This is a genomic window from Vibrio sp. Vb1574 (assembly GCF_033338675.1).
On record NZ_JAWOTC010000001.1, the window covers coordinates 216,619 to 233,691 of the forward strand.

The following is a 17,073-nucleotide window of genomic DNA, read 5'->3' on the forward strand; positions in this document are numbered from 1 at the left end:
TATTGAAAAGGGCAGCTTCGCTGCCCTTTTTGTTTTGTCGATATCATCACGATAAAGCTTACTGTTCGGAGTAATGCTCTCTCCCGAGCATAAGCAAACACGGTGTCAGAACTAACGTTAGCAAAGTCGCAAATGCCAAACCACCCGCGACAGCGGTCGCAAGCTGAGACCACCATTGAGTGCTTGGTGCGCCAAACTCCACTTTCTGATTAACTAAGTCGATGTTCATTTCTAACACCATTGGCAATAAGCCTAATATGGTGGTCACCGTCGTGAGTAAAACGGGTCTTAAACGCTGCACACCCGTACGCAAAATAGCCTCAGATTTTTCTAAGCCACGTTTACGCATCTGATTATAAGTATCGATTAAAACAATATTGTTGTTTACCACGATACCAGCCAACGCAATCACTCCAATTCCCGACATAATGATGCCAAATGGCTTTTGGAAAATAAGTAACCCAGCGAAGACACCAACGGTAGAAAACAGCACCGCACTAAGGATTAAGAAAGCTTGATAAAAGCTATTAAACTGCGTAATTAAAATCAAAGCCATCACACCAAGCGCGACAATAAAAGCATTTTGCAAGAATGCTGATGAGTTTTCCTGCTCTTCATTTTGACCCCGAATCTTATATTCAATACCTTCCGGTAAGTCGAGCTGTTCCATTCCAGCGGCAATCTTAGGTAACTCAAGCGCCAAATTATAACCTTCCACCATATCCGCTTTAATATTGATAACTCGATGACCGTCGACCCGACGAATAGTGTCTTGCTTATGATCTGGTTTGATTTGAGCAAAATTCGTAATCGGTACCAGACCAGCTGCCGTTTTCACTCTCAGTTGATCAAATCGACCTATGTCGCGCTTATCTTGCGGATAGCGCACCAAAATATCGACTTCTTCATCCGCATCATCAGGCAAATAATCGCCTATTTTCAAGCCGTTCGTAACAAACTGGACGGTATTCCCGACTAAGGTAGCATCCGCTGCAAAGCGAGAGGCGTCATCTCGCTGGATATCAATTTGCCAATCAATCCCTTCCTTATTAGTGGTATCACTCAAGTTGGTCAGTGCAGGATTACCATCAGCCCAATGTCGTACTTTTTTGGCCGCTTCATCTAACGCACTAACACTCAAGTTTCGTGATGATACTTCAATCACGAGATCATGCTCGACAGGCGGTCCTGCGTCCGGGAATTTATACTCAAGTTCAACACCATAAAAGCGGTCTGTCGTCTCTTTTAGTTCCTCAATAATGGTTTTCACTTTGCGTCGATACTGCCAATCCACAGGCGTTATTTGAATCTGGCCAATCTCGTCCCCATTATCGCTCGATCCTGTGCGCGTGTAGACACTTTCAAACTCGTCATGACCGAGCATCACCTTCTCGATTTCGCGCATAACAACATCTTTTTCGTGAATAGACAAGTCACCATAAGAACGAACTTTAACGGTAAAAAAGGCAGGGTCCACTTCAGGGAAAAACTCTGCACCCAAGCCAGCTTTGTTGTAAGTGAAGCCGACACCTGCCGCTAGCAGTATCGCGCTGAGTAAGACTTTCCATGGATGACGAATCGCTACCGACAGAGTCTGGTAATAAAGCTTGGTAATGCCTGTCGCTTTTTCAAAGTTGCCGTTATGCAGCTCCACCATTTCTCGCTGAGCTTTCTGATTGACTACTTGAGGCTTGCCAATGATCCCACCGATGACAGGAACGAACAATAAAGCCATCATCAGCGAAGCGGCCAAGGTAGCAATTAAAGTAAGTGGTAAGTACTTCATGAACTCACCAGTGATGTCTGGCCAGAAAAGTAACGGAGCAAACGCAGCCAATGTGGTTGCTGTGGATGCGGTAATCGGCCAGGCCATTCGCTTTGCTGCATCTCGATAGGCTTCTTTACGTGGCGTTCCTTCTTGCATGCGCCGATCTGCAAACTCTGTCACCACAATGGCACCATCCACCAACATGCCTACCGCCATAATTAAAGCAAACAGTACGACGATATTGACCGTCAGCCCAAATACCGATAACACCAACAACCCAGTCAAGAACGATCCTGGAATAGAAATCCCCACGAGAAGCGCGGTCCTAACCCCCAATATGGCAATAATGACGATAACTACGAGGATAATTGCGGATAAGATATTGTTTTGTAGATCACTGAGCATCAATTTGACATCGTCGGATTGATCCCAAGTGTATTTAACTTGCAAATTGTCGGGCCACTCGGCGCGCTTCTGTCCCTGAGCCAGTACTTCTTTTACCAGCTCAACCGTTTCAATGATGTTTTCCCCTGCCCGTTTTTTTACGTCCAAAACGATGGCAGATTCGCCATCTAAACGAGCAAAACTTTCAGGATCGCGAAATGCACGTCGTACTGTCGCCACATCGCCAAAAGTGATCACCTCTTTGCCATTCACCTTGATCGGTAGTTCAAGCACATCTTTCAGTGAATCAAAAACCGATGGGACTTTTACCGAAAAGCGTCCATACCCTGTATCGACAAACCCCGCTGCCACAACTCGGTTATTCAAGGCAATTAAATTATAGATATCCGCTTGATCGAGACCGTAGCTTTCCATCAATAGCGGATCGACAACTATCTCCACGATGTCTTCGCGATCTCCTGCGATTTCAACCTCAAGAACCTGACGGAAACTTTCCAAACGATCACGTAACGTTCTGGCAATCTGAACAATGGTTCGCTCTGGTACGGTGCCATAGAGCACAACAGTCAAAACAGGCTCTTCAGATGCAAACGTGACTTCGTTTACCGTCGGCTCATCACTGTCCTCTGGTAACTTTGGCTTCGCAAGATCAACCGCATCACGCACATCTGCCATCGCTTTATCAAGATCCACTCCGACACTAAATTCCAGCGTCACCGAAGCATGACCTTCTGATGCCACAGAGGTCATCTCTTTTACGCCTTCAATTGAACGCAGCTCTTGCTCTATTGGACGAACCAATAAACGCTCGGCATCGACAGGAGAAATGCCTTGATGCCCAACAGAAACGTAGATAATAGGAATGGTAATATCTGGACTCGATTCCTTGGGGATAGTGACGTAAGTAATGACACCGGCAATTAAGATCATCACCAGTAATGTCAGCATGGTGCGAGCGCGGGATAACGCAGCATCAATCAGAGTGTACATAAGTGCTCCTTACTGCTCACTAGCCGCTTCAATAACTACGTCATCAACTTTATTGGCCAGTACTTGATCACCATCTCGCACAAAACCTTGTCCCAGCACGATAATGTCTACACGCTCTCCTAACCCAGAGAGCCACACACCATCATCCTCGGCCTTAACGAGTTGAATTGGAACAAACTCAACATGCTCATTACGCAGTGTCTTGACACCTAAGTTACCTTCTTCATCGAGTGCTAACATGGCAGCCGTAATCTTTACTGCCAACACTTCACTCAAAGGCAGCTGTACTTCTGCGCTCATACCAGCAGGAATTCTTGCGTCTTGATTATCAATTTCGATTTCAATTGGAAATGTATAAGTAGAAGCAGAAGAAACACGTCCAATGTAGCGCACACGACCTTGATGATGCTGTTGGTTAATGGTTCTTACGTCGGCTTCTAGGCCTTCCTTAAGGTATTGTATATGCCGTTCACTGACATCGGCTTCAATCACTAAAGTATCCAAATCAATGACCGTCGCAATAGGATCGCCAATCCCGACAAAATCACCTAACTCAACAAAGTGGTGATCTACGATGCCATCAAATGGCGCTTTAACCTCAGTATTTCTTAAAGCCGTTTGCACGTTACTCAAATTCGCACGTGCATCTACCAACGCTGCTTGCGCTGTCGCAAACGCAACCTCACCTTGCAGTCCTCGACTTTTTAGCGATTTAGCTGCATTAAACTCTTTTTCTTTAACCAACAGCATCGCCTGGGCCCGTTTAAGTTGAATGCCAAGGTCGCGCTTATCGATGTTTGCGATCACTTGTCCCTGTTTGACCGCTTGGCCTTTCTTTATGTTAAGACTGACTATTTTACCGGCAACTTCGGCGCCAAGACGCGCTTGACGATTGGGCGCTGTTCGTCCATACAATTCAATGGTTTTACTGGTAGGTTCGGCAAGAAAAGTATCAAACATCACCTTTGCAAGTGGTGTCGTGTTCGTGGATGTTGAAGAGTTAGGATGATCATCTTGTGCTTTGAGTTGGCCGATGGTTAGCCATGCAACAAGAAGTAAGACGAGGATAAGAGATACTAGCCAAGGGCGCTCGACAATTCGGCGTCCAAAAGAAAGTCCAGACATATAAAGTCCTTTTTATTATTTCTCTGCATATCTGCGAGCGTGTGCTTTACGTGACATCCTTCTACATAAAGCACAGGCAGCCATTAGCTGCCTGTTAGGTGTTAATTACACACTGAACGATGCACCACAACCACATGTTGTCGTTGCATTGGGGTTATTTACGAAGAAGCGCGCTCCTTCCAACCCTTCTGTGTAGTCAACAATACCGCCAACGAGATATTGCAGACTCATAGGGTCTACAACCAGTGTTACACCACTGTTTACGATTGTCGTATCGCCTTCGTTTACATTTTCATCAAAAGTAAAGCCGTATTGGAAGCCGCTGCAGCCGCCGCCAGTAATGTATACGCGCAGTTTCAATGCTGGGTTTTCTTCTTCAGCAATCAATGCTTTAACGCGAGATGCTGCTGCGTCAGAAAAAGATAATGGTACGTTTACTTCGCTCACGAAGACCTCTCTCACTCGTGTAATGCGTCAAGCCTGAAGCAAGACGTCAAATTTGTGCTAATTGAGACGATTATCCAATACCTGACAAACTCGTTCAAGTATTCGCCGCCGATTCTTTATAACAGATGCGGATATATAAGATTACACTGCGAAACAACACATAAATTAAGCAAAACGTTTCTAACTTGATTATAGCTAGGTACAATGCGCTCCACTTGGTCCGAGCAATCAAAAGAGGATAACCCCATGACCAAATCATCAGAGCTGTATCAAAAAGCTCAGCAAACCATCCCTGGCGGTGTCAATTCACCAGTTCGTGCATTCAACGGCGTTGGCGGTTCTCCGCTATTTATCGAACGAGCAGACGGTCCACTGATTTTTGATGCCGATGGTAAAGCGTATATTGATTACGTTGGCTCTTGGGGTCCAATGATTCTTGGCCACAACCACGCAGTTATCCGCGAAGCAGTAATTGATGCAGCGCAACGCGGTCTTAGCTTCGGTGCGCCAACAGAACTTGAAATCGCGATGGCAGAATTAGTTTCTGAGCTTGTTCCATCAATGGAGCAAATCCGCATGGTAAGTTCTGGTACTGAAGCTACGATGAGCGCGATTCGCCTTGCACGTGGCTTCACCGGTCGCGACAAGATCATGAAATTTGAAGGTTGTTACCACGGCCATGCTGACAGCTTGCTAGTAAAAGCAGGTTCTGGTGCACTAACTCTAGGCCAACCAAGCTCTCCTGGCGTTCCTGCAGATTTTGCTAAGCACACGCTAACAGCAACATTCAACGACCTAGATTCTGTACGCGAGCTATTTGCTGCTAACAAAGGCGAAATTGCTTGTATCATCGTTGAGCCAGTAGCAGGCAACATGAACTGTATTCCACCAGTGGAAGGCTTCCACGAAGGGCTACGTGAAATCTGTGATCAAGAAGGCACGCTACTAATTTTTGATGAAGTAATGACAGGCTTCCGTGTTGCTCTAGGCGGCGCGCAAGCACACTACAACATCAAACCCGACCTAACGACACTGGGTAAAGTGATTGGTGGCGGTATGCCAGTAGGTGCTTTCGGTGGCCGTAAAGAAGTGATGCAATACGTTGCACCTACAGGCCCAGTTTACCAAGCTGGTACCCTTTCCGGTAACCCTGTCGCAATGGCAGCAGGCTACGCATGTTTGAACCTTCTAAAAGAAGAAGGCAACGAAAAGCGCCTAGCTTCTAAAACGAAACAACTTGCTGAAGGTTTTAAGTCTCTAGCAGAAAAACACGGTATTCCGCTAGTTGTTAACCAAGTGGGCGGTATGTTCGGCTTCTTCTTCACTGACCAAGAAAAAGTAACTTGCTACGAAGACGTAACGAAGTGCGATGTAGAACGCTTCAAGCGTTTCTTCCACTTAATGCTAAAACACGGTGTCTACCTTGCGCCATCTGCGTTTGAAGCGAGCTTTACTTCACTCGCTCATGGTTCAAAAGAGATTGATGCCACACTAGAAGCGGCTGACCGCTGTTTTGCTGTTCTTGCAGAAGAAGCGAAATAATCGCTAAAAACGGCGATAACGCATTTAGAAAAGGACCGTAACGGTCCTTTTTTATTGCCAATTCAAAATAACCAATATCGCTAATACCCCAACGACAATGCCAAACCACGGTATTCGCTTAGCTTTTTTCTCGGTTTGACACTTTTTATCACCGTTGCAACAACCCATAGCTCATCTCTTGATTGATAACCGACTGATTTGTAGTCATTATAGCAAGGTACATCGCCCTGCTCTAATTCGGCATTGTCATAAGCTTGAAAGAGTTAAGAGTGCAAAGTAATAAAGGTTACACGCCATCATTGAAGGCATAAACCGTAAACGTCACCTGTAAGTTGGACTAATACCATGCCAAATAATGTAAAAATAACGTCGAGTCACCGAGTACTAATGGTTGCTTTACTCGCCGCTGCTTTTGCTTGCTACTTATTGGTTGAGCCATATATCAATTCCATTGTGATGGCTTTTATCATTTCTTTGCTCATGTTTCCGATACACGAATGGTTTGAGCAGAAAATTCCCAAGCACCCCAATATGGCGGCACTGCTGTCATGTGTCGTCTTGACATTTATTATTGTTATCCCGCTTTTATTTGTGTTTGCCGCCATTGTTCAGCAAGGCTCTGTTTTCTCACAAAATACATATAATTGGGTTACCAATGGTGGTATCCAAGATATATTCCAGCATCCTTTCGTTATCAAAGGCTTAGCGATTGTTAATGAGTACTTACCTTTTGATAAAATCGAGCCCAAAGCCATTGCTGAGAAAATTGGTCAATTTGCCACATCGTTTGGCTCTAACTTAGTTGCTATCAGCGCAAAGATTTTAGGAGACGCAACCAACTTCCTAATGAACTTCTTCCTGATGCTGTTTGTGCTGTTTTTTCTGCTTCGTGACCACGACAAAATTATCTCTGCGATTCGTCATATCCTGCCACTCTCACGTAGCCAAGAAGACCGCATATTGACAGAGATAGAGCAAGTTTCTAAATCAGCCGTAATGGGCTCATTCATGACAGCGATTGCTCAAGGTTTGGCTGGCGGTATCGGTATGTGGCTCGCCGGTTTCCCTGGGTTATTTTGGGGAACAATGATGGGCTTTGCATCATTCATTCCAGTGGTAGGAACCGCGCTAATCTGGATTCCTGCAGCAGCGTACTTGTTCTTAACAGGCGATATGACTTGGGCTATCTTCTTGACGGTGTGGAGTGTAGTTATCGTTGGCTCTATAGATAACCTATTACGTCCGTTGCTAATGCAAGGCAGCGCCGGCATGAATACCCTTATGATTTTCTTCTCATTACTGGGTGGTCTGCATCTGTTTGGTTTGATTGGTCTTATCTACGGCCCACTTATTTTTGCCGTGACCATGGTACTGTTTAATATCTACGAGGAAGAATTCAAAGACTTCCTTAACCAACAAGACAACAGCTAGTCACCGCTTAATCACTTCAAGCTTGGGGCAGATTGTGCGAAAATCTGCCCCAAATTATTTCTGATGAACCAAATTTATGTCTGCTTATATCGCTCCTAGCCAAATAGCTCAGCGCCAACTTGAATACTTCAACGGAAAACACGTTTTAGTCGCTGGTGAAGTTGAAGACCTATTTCCTCTTGAGTTAGTGGCTCATTGTGAGTCTGTTGAAGTGTTTACTTCCAACTATAGCTACTACCGCCAAATTCAAACCTCTGACAAAGTGAAAAGTCATTTTGGCTCTGTGTTTGATGCCGAAACAAAAGCAGACATGGTCCTTTTATACTGGCCAAAAGCAAAAGCCGAAGCAGAATACTTGCTGGCGATGTTGATGGCGAAACTGGGCATTAACACCGAAATCGTCATCGTTGGTGAAAACCGCTCCGGCATCAAGAGCATCGAGAAGATGTTCCAAGAATACGGCCCTGTGAACAAGTACGACTCTGCTCGTCGCTGCTCATTTTACTGGGGTAATTGCCTCAATGAACCAAAACCTTTCAACCAAGCAGATTGGTTTAAGTCTTACACTGTTACACTCGGTGAGCAGTCGCTAGCGGTTAAGAGCCTACCTGGCGTATTCAGCCATGGCGAGTTCGACTTAGGTAGCCGATTGCTGCTTGAAACCTTACCTAAGCTGTCGGGCAAAGTGCTCGACTTTGGTTGTGGTGCAGGTGTACTCGGTGCGTTTATGGCGAAAGCGAATCCAGAGATCGCGATTGAGATGTGTGACATTAATGCTTATGCGATCACTTCTAGCCAAGCCACATTAGAAGCGAATGGTTTATCCGGACGCGTATTTGCATCAGATATATACTCGGATACCGCAAAAGACTACCGCTTTATCGTCAGCAACCCGCCATTCCACAGTGGTTTAGACACAAATTACAACGCAGCGGAAACCTTGTTGGGTCAGGCACCACAATATCTAACCAAAGATGGCGAAATGGTGATTGTCGCGAATAGCTTCTTAAAATACCCACCAATTATCGAGCGGGCGTTTAATAATTGCGAGACGCTAAATAAGACCAATAAATTTTCTATCTACTACGCGAAAAAATCATAACTTCCCCCGCGCAGGCATAAACCTGCGCGATTTTTTCTCATAAATTCAACACTCATAAGAAAAACTGCGTCACCCTGCACGCTTTACAACTAACTTTCTTGTCAAAGAAAAAAAACTCGTTAATTTTGTTAATTCTATCTAGTTGAACATCTTATCCGTTTTTAACGAGAACCTCGGCAGCGAAGTATGTTTTAGAACTGCCCATTATGAGTTGTAATCTTATCCATGTTTAAATTCTACAAAAAACAGAAATTTAAGCGCCTTCAGAGTACACTGATGACCGCATTTCTGGTGCTCAGTATCACACCTCTTACCATTACTGCGATCTTTTTCTTGCAGTCCCACAGTAAAGATCTGCAAGAACAAAGCACCTCGCACTTACTGTCTGTTCGAGATACAAAACAGCAGCAAATCATCGACTACTTTGAGGCACGAGAAACCGAAGTCATGGGCTTTGTGCGCTCAGAGCTGGCTTACGCCAGTGGTGGCCGATTCTATGGTCTCGTCAATGCCTTTAGTCGTTTAGGCAATGATATTGAAGAGTCTCGTAAAAACGCCCAACAGCGCTACATCGAGGGCAGCGGAGACCAAATCAAAACCTCAACGTTACCCGAGTCATCCAACTATGTAGGAAGTGAACGTTACCGACTTTTACATAAACGCTATCATTGGGCCTACTTAGAGCTCCTCAAGCGCTCTGATTTTAATGACATTTTGCTGGTCGACATCAATGGTAACGTCACCTACTCGATCAACAAAGACGATAACTACGGAACGAACTTGTTATCAGGCCCCTACAAAGACTCGGCACTTGGCAAAACTTTCAAGCGTCTCGCCGATGATGTGACTGAACGTCGAAAAGTAAACGAAGACTACACTCCTGTGATTGTGTCTGACTTCGAGCTGGAAGGGGGGAAATCAGTCGCTTGGCTAGGTGCACCAATTGTTCAGCAAGGTTATCTACACAGCTATGCCATGTTCCGCTTGCCAAATAATGGCATCACTAAGTTAGCCGCAGACGCCAACCGAGAGTCATCAATTAACACCTTGCTGGTTGGAAATGATCACCAACCTCGCACAATTAACACGAAACAAGACGACATTAAGAACAGTTTAGAAGTGATCGATAAAGCACTCTCTGGTGCATTTGGTGTCGGCACTTACACAAACGGTTTAGGTGAAGAGATCATCGCGGCTTATGCACCGATTGAAACTCGTGGTGTGATTTGGGCGCTCGTCGTACAGTTACCAGAAAACGAAGCTTTCGCTCGTATCCATCAACTCGAAAAACTATTCGTTATCGCTATGTTGATCGCCATTATCCTTGTGGTGATCGCTTCTCACTATTTATCAAACTTTATCACTTCTCCGTTGCTGAAATTGACTTGGGTTGCCGAAAAGGTCTCTGCAGGGGATCTTGATGACACGTCTTTTAATACGGTTCGTAAAGATGAAATTGGTCGGCTTGCGTTAAGCTTTGAACGAATGCAACGCTCTATTCGAGAGAAGATTCAAACCATTAAGAAGCAAAATGAAGAACTAGAAAGCAACATACAGATCATTCAAAAACAGAATGAAGAACTGCAATTGGCCGATAAATTAAAAGATGAATTCTTAGCCACGACTTCTCATGAACTTCGTACACCGTTACACGGCATGGTCGGGATTGCTGAAACCTTAGCGTCCGGCGCCAATGGTGCGATCCCCGCTAGCCAGAAATATCAGCTTGATATCATCATTAAAAGTGGTCAGCGTCTCGCTAATCTAGTCGATGACTTGTTGGATTATCATAAAATGCGTTATGGAAGCATGGATATCCAGAAATCAGCAGTGAGTTTGGGCAGTGCAACACGATTGGTTTTAGAGCTTTCTAGCCATTTACTCGGAAGTAAAACCATCCGCATCATCAACCAAGTCCCAGCGGATTTAAAAGCAGTATCAGCTGACCCGCAACGCCTTGAACAAGTGCTATATAACCTGATTGGCAATGCGATTAAATACACCTCAGAAGGTAAAATTGTTATCTCCGCTAATGTGGTAGATGATCATGTACGCGTACAAGTCGTGGATACTGGACAAGGAATTCCCGCAGAACAACTTGAGCATATTTTTGAACCACTTATCCAAGCAGGGCAAGACGCGAGCCGTTATCGTCAAGGTGCAGGGCTTGGGCTCTCCATTAGCCGGCAATTGATCGAATTAATGGGAGGCTCGTTATACGTCAGTAGCCAACCAATGGTCGGAACTACCTTCAGTTTCACTTTACCGCTCGCCAGTGAAGAAGAAATCCAAGCAACCCAGACTCTAGCTGCGCACGGGCACTTCCAAATTCCTGAAGTTAATGTAGAGAACAGCGAAGACTTATCACTTCCAGAGAACCCAGACGGCCCGTTACTGTATGTTGCTGACGATGAACCAGTAAACTTACGCGTGCTTGAAAGCTTTTTACGTTTAGAGGGCTATCGTGTGCGTACCGTCTCCGATGGGCCAGAAACGTTAGCGCTCGTCGAGCAAGAGAAGCCGGAACTTCTGTTATTGGATATCATGATGCCAGGCATGAGCGGCTACCAAGTTTGTAGTGAACTACGTGAAACCTATGATCATGCCGAGTTGCCAATCATTATGCTCACCGCACTCAGTCAAACAGAAGATCGTGTAAGAGGTTTTGAAGCAGGAGCCAACGACTATTTATCGAAACCATTTAATAAACAAGAGTTGGCGGCACGTATCCAAGCGCATTTAACGGCAAGTAAAGCAGAAATGCGCCATATGGAAAACAAAGTGCTAGAGTCTGAACTTAGACAGCGAGCAGTCGTTGAAGCAAGCTTACTTGAGACTCAAGGTCGTTTGTTGGAACAGCTAGAATCGGCTCCTGAAGCTATCATCTGTCTACGTGAAGACAAGCGTATTCGCTTTGCTAACGAAGCTGCTTGTAAGCTATTCAAGCGCAGCTTAGAACAGCTAAAGCGCTCATCTGCTGATGAGCTGATTGCCCCTAAATATCTAACCGTCAAACAACCTCATTACTGTGGCAAGATTGATATCTATATTGAAGATATTCGTCAGAACATCGAAGCAGACATTCTTAAGCTCCCTGAAGGTTCAGGGTTAGATATCATGTACATCTTTAATGTCGGCGGTGGAGCCAGTGCCGCTCGCATACATAATCTAGAAACCGCCGTAGAAGTGCTTTCAAGTTATGCATTTGATGGTGACAAAGACCAATTGCAAAAGCTAAAAGAGCTTGGCGGAGAATTTACGCGCCTTGCAGACAAAGCACTCGGTAATAAAAAGGACAAGCAAGAACTTATGCGGGAAGTTCTAGTCGACGCAATGACACATGCTTTAGAGTATTGGGAATCTGTAACGGGTGAAAGTAAATTCGCATTTGCAGAGCAAAGTGGCTTGTGGCGCGTTTATCTAGACCGAAGTACTTTACAAACACGCACCTTAGATAAATACATGCGTATAGAAACATTACCCAAAACACCACGTTGGAGAACGGTGCTAAGCTCGATAGAGTTCATTCTCGAACACTGCAAAGAACAGAGCCCCGAGAGAGCATACATAGAAGCACAACGAGATAAACTACAGCGACTATTGACCAGCTAATATTTATCAAAAAAACTAGCCCAGCGTGCATGCTGGGCTTTTTTGTTATTCGAGTATTCCCTTCCTTGAGATAAAAGAGACCGCCTCTTCCTACCCCATTAACATATTTCCAATAACGAACATTCGGTTAGACAACGCTATCTATTGTTGGTCTTCAAAACGTACGACCTTATCCATTTAACTTGTCTTAACTAGGTAAGTTCGAGCAACCGAAAAAACTTCATTCATACAATAAAAAAAGGACAACAAACGGAAGAAAACTGTCGATAAAAAAGGCCATTTTTCAGATAACAAGCGGATTTTGACGAACTATTGATAGAGATTGCGAACTTAATCACAACAGAACGGCAGATTAATTTTTAGCTGATTAATTAACACCATTTCTGCATGTGAGCGAGATCTCCGAACCTAGAAAACAAGCAGGAAACGTATATTTAAAAAGGACCAGCAGGTTAGTAATCACCAACACTTATTATTAACAAGGATATAAACTGCGACGCATATCAACGTTTATTTTTTGGCCCAATGCTGGTTAAAATTAGCCAAAATAACGTTTATAACGGAGAGCTCAGAGATTTTAACGTTTTTAACGGGAATCAAGTTTGATTATTTTATGGATAAGGTGTTTTCTTACTCCTGCCTAAGGCCTACAGGCCACTCTTGGCGAAACTCAATGTTGTAATGAGTAAGGCATGTACAAGAGGTAGGTCTTAGAGAGTGTTTATCAATTGATGACATTCAATTCCATTTAGTGAAATGAAAGCAAATAGTAAGGAACAGCTATGCTTGCCAATATTAAAAAAACAGCACTAGCAACAGCAATTATTGCAACGGCTACTACAGGTTTTGCATCGGTAGCTACTGCGGCTGAACGCAGTGAACTGACTATCCACCCTAAAGAGTTTACAACTTTCGTTCGTAACTTTAACCCTTTCTTGGGTGCAACTAACCTGCACACAACAACCGACTTTATTTACGAGCCGCTCGTTGTTTTTAACGAAATGCACGGTAACACGCCTGTATTTCGTCTAGCAGAAAACTTTACCATGGCTGATGACCTGATGAGCGTAACCTTCGATATCCGTAAGGGCGTAAAATGGTCTGATGGCAAAGCGTTTACCGCTGATGATGTTGTTTACTCTTTCAACCTAGTTAAAGAGAAGCCAGAGCTAGACCAATCTGGTATCAACTCTTGGGTGACTGGCGTAGAAAAAGTTAACGACTACCAAGTTAAATTCCGTCTAAGCGAAGCAAACTCAAACGTTCCTTACGAAATTGCGAAAGTACCAGTCGTACCTAAGCACGTATGGAGCAAAGTAAAAGATCCAGCAACATTCACAAACGAAAATCCAGTAGGCAGTGGTCCATTTACTGAAATCGACACTTTCACACCGCAGCTATATATCCAGTGTGAGAACCCGAATTATTGGGATGCTGACAACCTAGATGTAGATTGTCTGCGTGTGCCACAAATCGCGAACAACGACCAATTCTTGGGCAAAATCGTTAACGGCGAAATGGACTGGACGTCTTCATTCGTACCAGACATCGACCGTACGTACGCTGCAGCAAGTCCGAATCACCACTACTGGTACCCACCAGCGGGTACTCAAGCATTTGTAGTGAACTTCAAAAACCCAGACGCTGCGAAAAACGAAGCACTAACTAACGTTGACTTCCGTCGTGCGTTCTCTATGGCGCTAGACCGTCAAACTATCATTGATATCGCTTTCTACGGCGGCGGTACAGTGAACGACTTCGCATCTGGCCTTGGCTACGCATTCGAAGCTTGGTCTGATGAAGAGACGCACAACAAGTACAAAGGCTACAACACATACAACGCGGAAGGTGCGAAAAAGCTTCTAGCTAAAGCTGGCTTCAAAGATGTAAACAAAGATGGCTTTGTGGATACACCATCTGGCAAGTCTTTCGAGCTTCTAATTCAATCACCAAACGGTTGGACTGACTTCAACAACACGGTACAACTAGCCGTTGAGCAACTAGCAGAAGTGGGCATTAAAGCTCGTGCTCGTACACCGGACTTCTCGGTATACAACCAAGCTATGCTAGAAGGTACTTACGACGTTGCTTACACCAACTACTTCCACGGTGCAGATCCACACTTGTACTGGGATAGTGGCTACAACTCGAAGCTACAAGCTGGTGACGGCATGCCTCGCTTTGCAATGCACTTCTACAAGAACGATAAGCTAGACGGTCTTCTTAACAGCTTCTACAAGACAGCAGATAAGCAAGAACAGCTAGAGATCGCTCATGGCATTCAGAAGATCATTGCTCAGGACCAAGTAACTATTCCTGTGCTATCTGGCGCGTACATGTACCAATACAACACAACTCGCTTCACTGGTTGGTGGAACGAAGAAAACCCTAAGGGCCGTCCAAACATTTGGGCAGGTATCCCAGAGCGTCTACTTCACGTACTGGACCTAAAACCAGTTAAATAAGTAGAAGTTCATTTCAAGCGGCATGCATCCCGTGTGCCGCCTATAAAAATCCCTTGTTAACGAAACCAATATGTGGCGCTCGTCGTCAGGGGATTTTTCGCTCTAAATTTCGCTAGGAGCGACCTGAAACCAGAAACAGGGAAAAAATCTGGGTGAGTAAGGTGTGAGTTATGGGTTATTTTTTAAGACGTTTGTCGTTCTATCTTGTCGCGCTCTTAGTTGCAGCGACGTTAAACTTTATTATTCCGCGAGCAATGCCTGGTGACCCAGTTACCATGATGTTTGCTAATGCTTCAGTACAGGTGACTCCAGAACGAATCGCAGCAATGAAAGAACTGCTCGGTTTCGTTGATGGGCCAATTTACATTCAGTACTTCTCGTACATTAAAAACATTCTAAGTTGGGAGCTAGGTACATCAATCCAGTTCTACCCTCTTTCAGTTAATTCTTTACTAGGTAGTGCATTTGGCTGGTCACTATTTCTAGCTGGTACTGCGGTTGTACTTTCTTTCTCCATCGCTTCTGTCCTTGGTATTTTTGCCGCCTGGAAGCGCGGTAGTAAGTACGATGCATTCGTAACGCCTGGCACATTGATCATTCAAGCGATTCCACAAATGGTTATCGCAATGTTAGCACTGTTTACCTTTGCGATTGGCCTGAAATGGTTCCCATCTGGCTATGCTTACACGCCAGGTACTATTCCTGATTGGACAAGCTGGGAGTTCATCAAGAACGTGGGTTACCACGCTGTACTACCTCTATTCTGTGCAACCATCGTTCAAATTGGTGGCTTCCTAGTTAACATGCGTAACAACATGATCAACCTTCTCGCCGAAGACTATATCACGATGGCTAAAGGTAAAGGGCTGAGTGAAAACCGCGTCGTCTTTAATTACGCCGCACGTAACGCACTACTTCCAAGTGTTACCGCACTGTCTATGTCTTTAGGTATGGCCATCGGTGGTCAATTAATCATCGAGATGATTTTCAACTACCCAGGCCTAGGTACTGTTCTATTGAACGCAATTCACGCTCGTGACTACCAAGTACTTCAAGGTCAGTTAATTATCATGACGATGTTCATGCTGTGCTTCAACTTAATGGCTGACATGCTGTACATGATTCTAGACCCTCGCCTACGTACGGGAGGCAAATAATCATGAAAGAACTATTCAAACTTATTTTAGGTAACGCATTTGCTCGCATTGGTCTTGGCATTGTTACGCTGTTCGTGTTCGTTGCGATTGCCGCTCCTTTACTTACAAAGCATGCGCCAGACAAGCGAACCGGTAACCCACACGAATACCCAAGCTTTGTTGTAAAACAGGCACAAAACAACCCTGATGGTTGGGTTGCTAAAAACCTAGCAGACGATCGTCGTACACTGATTATGTCTAAAAAGGCCGACCACGTATTAGGTACTAGCCGAATGGGTCGCGATATCTGGTCGCAAGTGGCTTACGGTGCACGAGTATCACTGGGTGTAGGCTTTGGCGCTGGCATCATCGTGTGCTTCTTAGCAACAGTCATTGGTATATCGGCAGGTTACTTCGGCGGCAAAGTGGATGACGTATTGAGTGCCGCGATGAACATCATGTTAGTAATTCCGCAGTATCCATTGCTATTCGTGTTGGCGGCCTTTATCGGTGAAGCAGGCCCACTCACTATTGCCTTGATTATCGCTGGTACTTCTTGGGCATGGGGTGCACGTGTTGTCCGCTCTCAAACTATGGCACTACGCGAGAAAGAGTTCGTTAAAGCCGCCGAAGTATTGGGAGAGTCTTCATTCCGCATCATCTTTGTTGAGATTTTACCAAACCTTATCCCAATTGTCGGTGCGAGCTTCATTGGCTCAGTAATGCTGGCGATCAACACTGAAGCGGTCATTTCGTTCCTAGGTTTGGGTGATGCCAACACGATCAGTTGGGGCATCATGCTTTACAACGTGCAAACCTCATCAGCCATGCTGATTGGCGCATGGTGGGAAGTACTAGCACCTTGTATTGCCCTAACATTACTGGTTACTGGTCTTGCTCTGTTGAACTTTGCCGTTGACGAAATTGCGAACCCTCAACTTCGTTCTCACAAAGGCATGAAACGCTGGAAAAAACTAGCAGCAAAAGACAAGAAAGAGCGTGAGCCTGAACTGGCACCACAAAATGCACTATGGAGCGGAGATAAATAAT

Annotated in this window: 10 protein-coding genes; 7 read left to right on the forward strand and 3 right to left on the reverse strand. The window is 44.8% G+C overall.

The window, feature by feature from the left end:
* Window positions 1-58: 58 nt before the first annotated feature.
* From vmeK to erpA, 3 genes are all read right to left on the reverse strand, one after another.
* Window positions 59-3,163, reverse strand: a complete 3,105-nt coding sequence (gene vmeK / locus R7O12_RS00975; RefSeq protein ID WP_213872702.1) for a multidrug efflux RND transporter permease subunit VmeK — start codon at window positions 3,161-3,163, stop codon at window positions 59-61.
* Between the two features lie 9 nt (window positions 3,164-3,172).
* Complete coding sequence (locus R7O12_RS00980; protein WP_318125557.1) at window positions 3,173-4,288, reverse strand: efflux RND transporter periplasmic adaptor subunit; 1,116 nt, start codon at window positions 4,286-4,288, stop codon at window positions 3,173-3,175.
* Window positions 4,289-4,393: 105 nt separating this feature from the next.
* Entirely contained in the window at window positions 4,394-4,735 is a 342-nt protein-coding gene (gene erpA / locus R7O12_RS00985) for an iron-sulfur cluster insertion protein ErpA (protein ID WP_005380031.1), read from the reverse strand.
* Between the two features lie 246 nt (window positions 4,736-4,981).
* Here erpA and hemL point away from each other — a divergent pair, with 246 nt between their 5' ends.
* The 7 genes from hemL to R7O12_RS01020 all read left to right on the forward strand — a co-directional run bounded on the left by hemL (window position 4,982) and on the right by R7O12_RS01020 (window position 17,072).
* A complete protein-coding gene (hemL, locus tag R7O12_RS00990) occupies window positions 4,982-6,277 on the forward strand; it encodes a glutamate-1-semialdehyde 2,1-aminomutase (protein ID WP_054579090.1) in 1,296 nt (431 codons plus the stop codon).
* 345 nt (window positions 6,278-6,622) lie between these two features.
* A complete protein-coding gene (locus R7O12_RS00995; RefSeq protein ID WP_031779035.1) occupies window positions 6,623-7,708 on the forward strand; it encodes an AI-2E family transporter in 1,086 nt (361 codons plus the stop codon).
* Window positions 7,709-7,784: 76 nt separating this feature from the next.
* Window positions 7,785-8,810: a 16S rRNA (guanine(1207)-N(2))-methyltransferase RsmC gene (gene rsmC / locus R7O12_RS01000; protein ID WP_132936916.1), complete on the forward strand. Its 1,026-nt coding sequence runs from the start codon at window positions 7,785-7,787 to the stop codon at window positions 8,808-8,810.
* Window positions 8,811-9,035: 225 nt separating this feature from the next.
* Entirely contained in the window at window positions 9,036-12,422 is a 3,387-nt protein-coding gene (locus tag R7O12_RS01005) for a response regulator (protein WP_005380036.1), read from the forward strand.
* A gap of 782 nt (window positions 12,423-13,204) precedes the next feature.
* A complete protein-coding gene (locus tag R7O12_RS01010) occupies window positions 13,205-14,887 on the forward strand; it encodes an ABC transporter substrate-binding protein (RefSeq protein ID WP_005380037.1) in 1,683 nt (560 codons plus the stop codon).
* 170 nt (window positions 14,888-15,057) lie between these two features.
* The gene (locus R7O12_RS01015; RefSeq protein ID WP_005380038.1) at window positions 15,058-16,044 is read left to right on the forward strand and encodes an ABC transporter permease; all 987 of its coding nucleotides are present in this window, start codon (window positions 15,058-15,060) and stop codon (window positions 16,042-16,044) included.
* A 2-nt stretch (window positions 16,045-16,046) separates the two neighbouring features.
* Window positions 16,047-17,072, forward strand: a complete 1,026-nt coding sequence (locus tag R7O12_RS01020; protein ID WP_025768199.1) for an ABC transporter permease — start codon at window positions 16,047-16,049, stop codon at window positions 17,070-17,072.
* Window position 17,073 lies beyond the last annotated feature (1 nt).

Coding starts and splice junctions, on each gene's coding strand:
- vmeK (WP_213872702.1), bottom strand. CDS start 3,163: ATGTACACTCTGATTGATGCTGCGTTATCCCGCGCTCGCACCATGCTG.
- R7O12_RS01010 (WP_005380037.1), top strand. CDS start 13,205: ATGCTTGCCAATATTAAAAAAACAGCACTAGCAACAGCAATTATTGCA.
- hemL (WP_054579090.1), top strand. CDS start 4,982: ATGACCAAATCATCAGAGCTGTATCAAAAAGCTCAGCAAACCATCCCT.
- rsmC (WP_132936916.1), top strand. CDS start 7,785: ATGTCTGCTTATATCGCTCCTAGCCAAATAGCTCAGCGCCAACTTGAA.
- R7O12_RS01020 (WP_025768199.1), top strand. CDS start 16,047: ATGAAAGAACTATTCAAACTTATTTTAGGTAACGCATTTGCTCGCATT.
- R7O12_RS00980 (WP_318125557.1), bottom strand. CDS start 4,288: ATGTCTGGACTTTCTTTTGGACGCCGAATTGTCGAGCGCCCTTGGCTA.
- R7O12_RS01015 (WP_005380038.1), top strand. CDS start 15,058: ATGGGTTATTTTTTAAGACGTTTGTCGTTCTATCTTGTCGCGCTCTTA.
- R7O12_RS00995 (WP_031779035.1), top strand. CDS start 6,623: ATGCCAAATAATGTAAAAATAACGTCGAGTCACCGAGTACTAATGGTT.
- R7O12_RS01005 (WP_005380036.1), top strand. CDS start 9,036: ATGTTTAAATTCTACAAAAAACAGAAATTTAAGCGCCTTCAGAGTACA.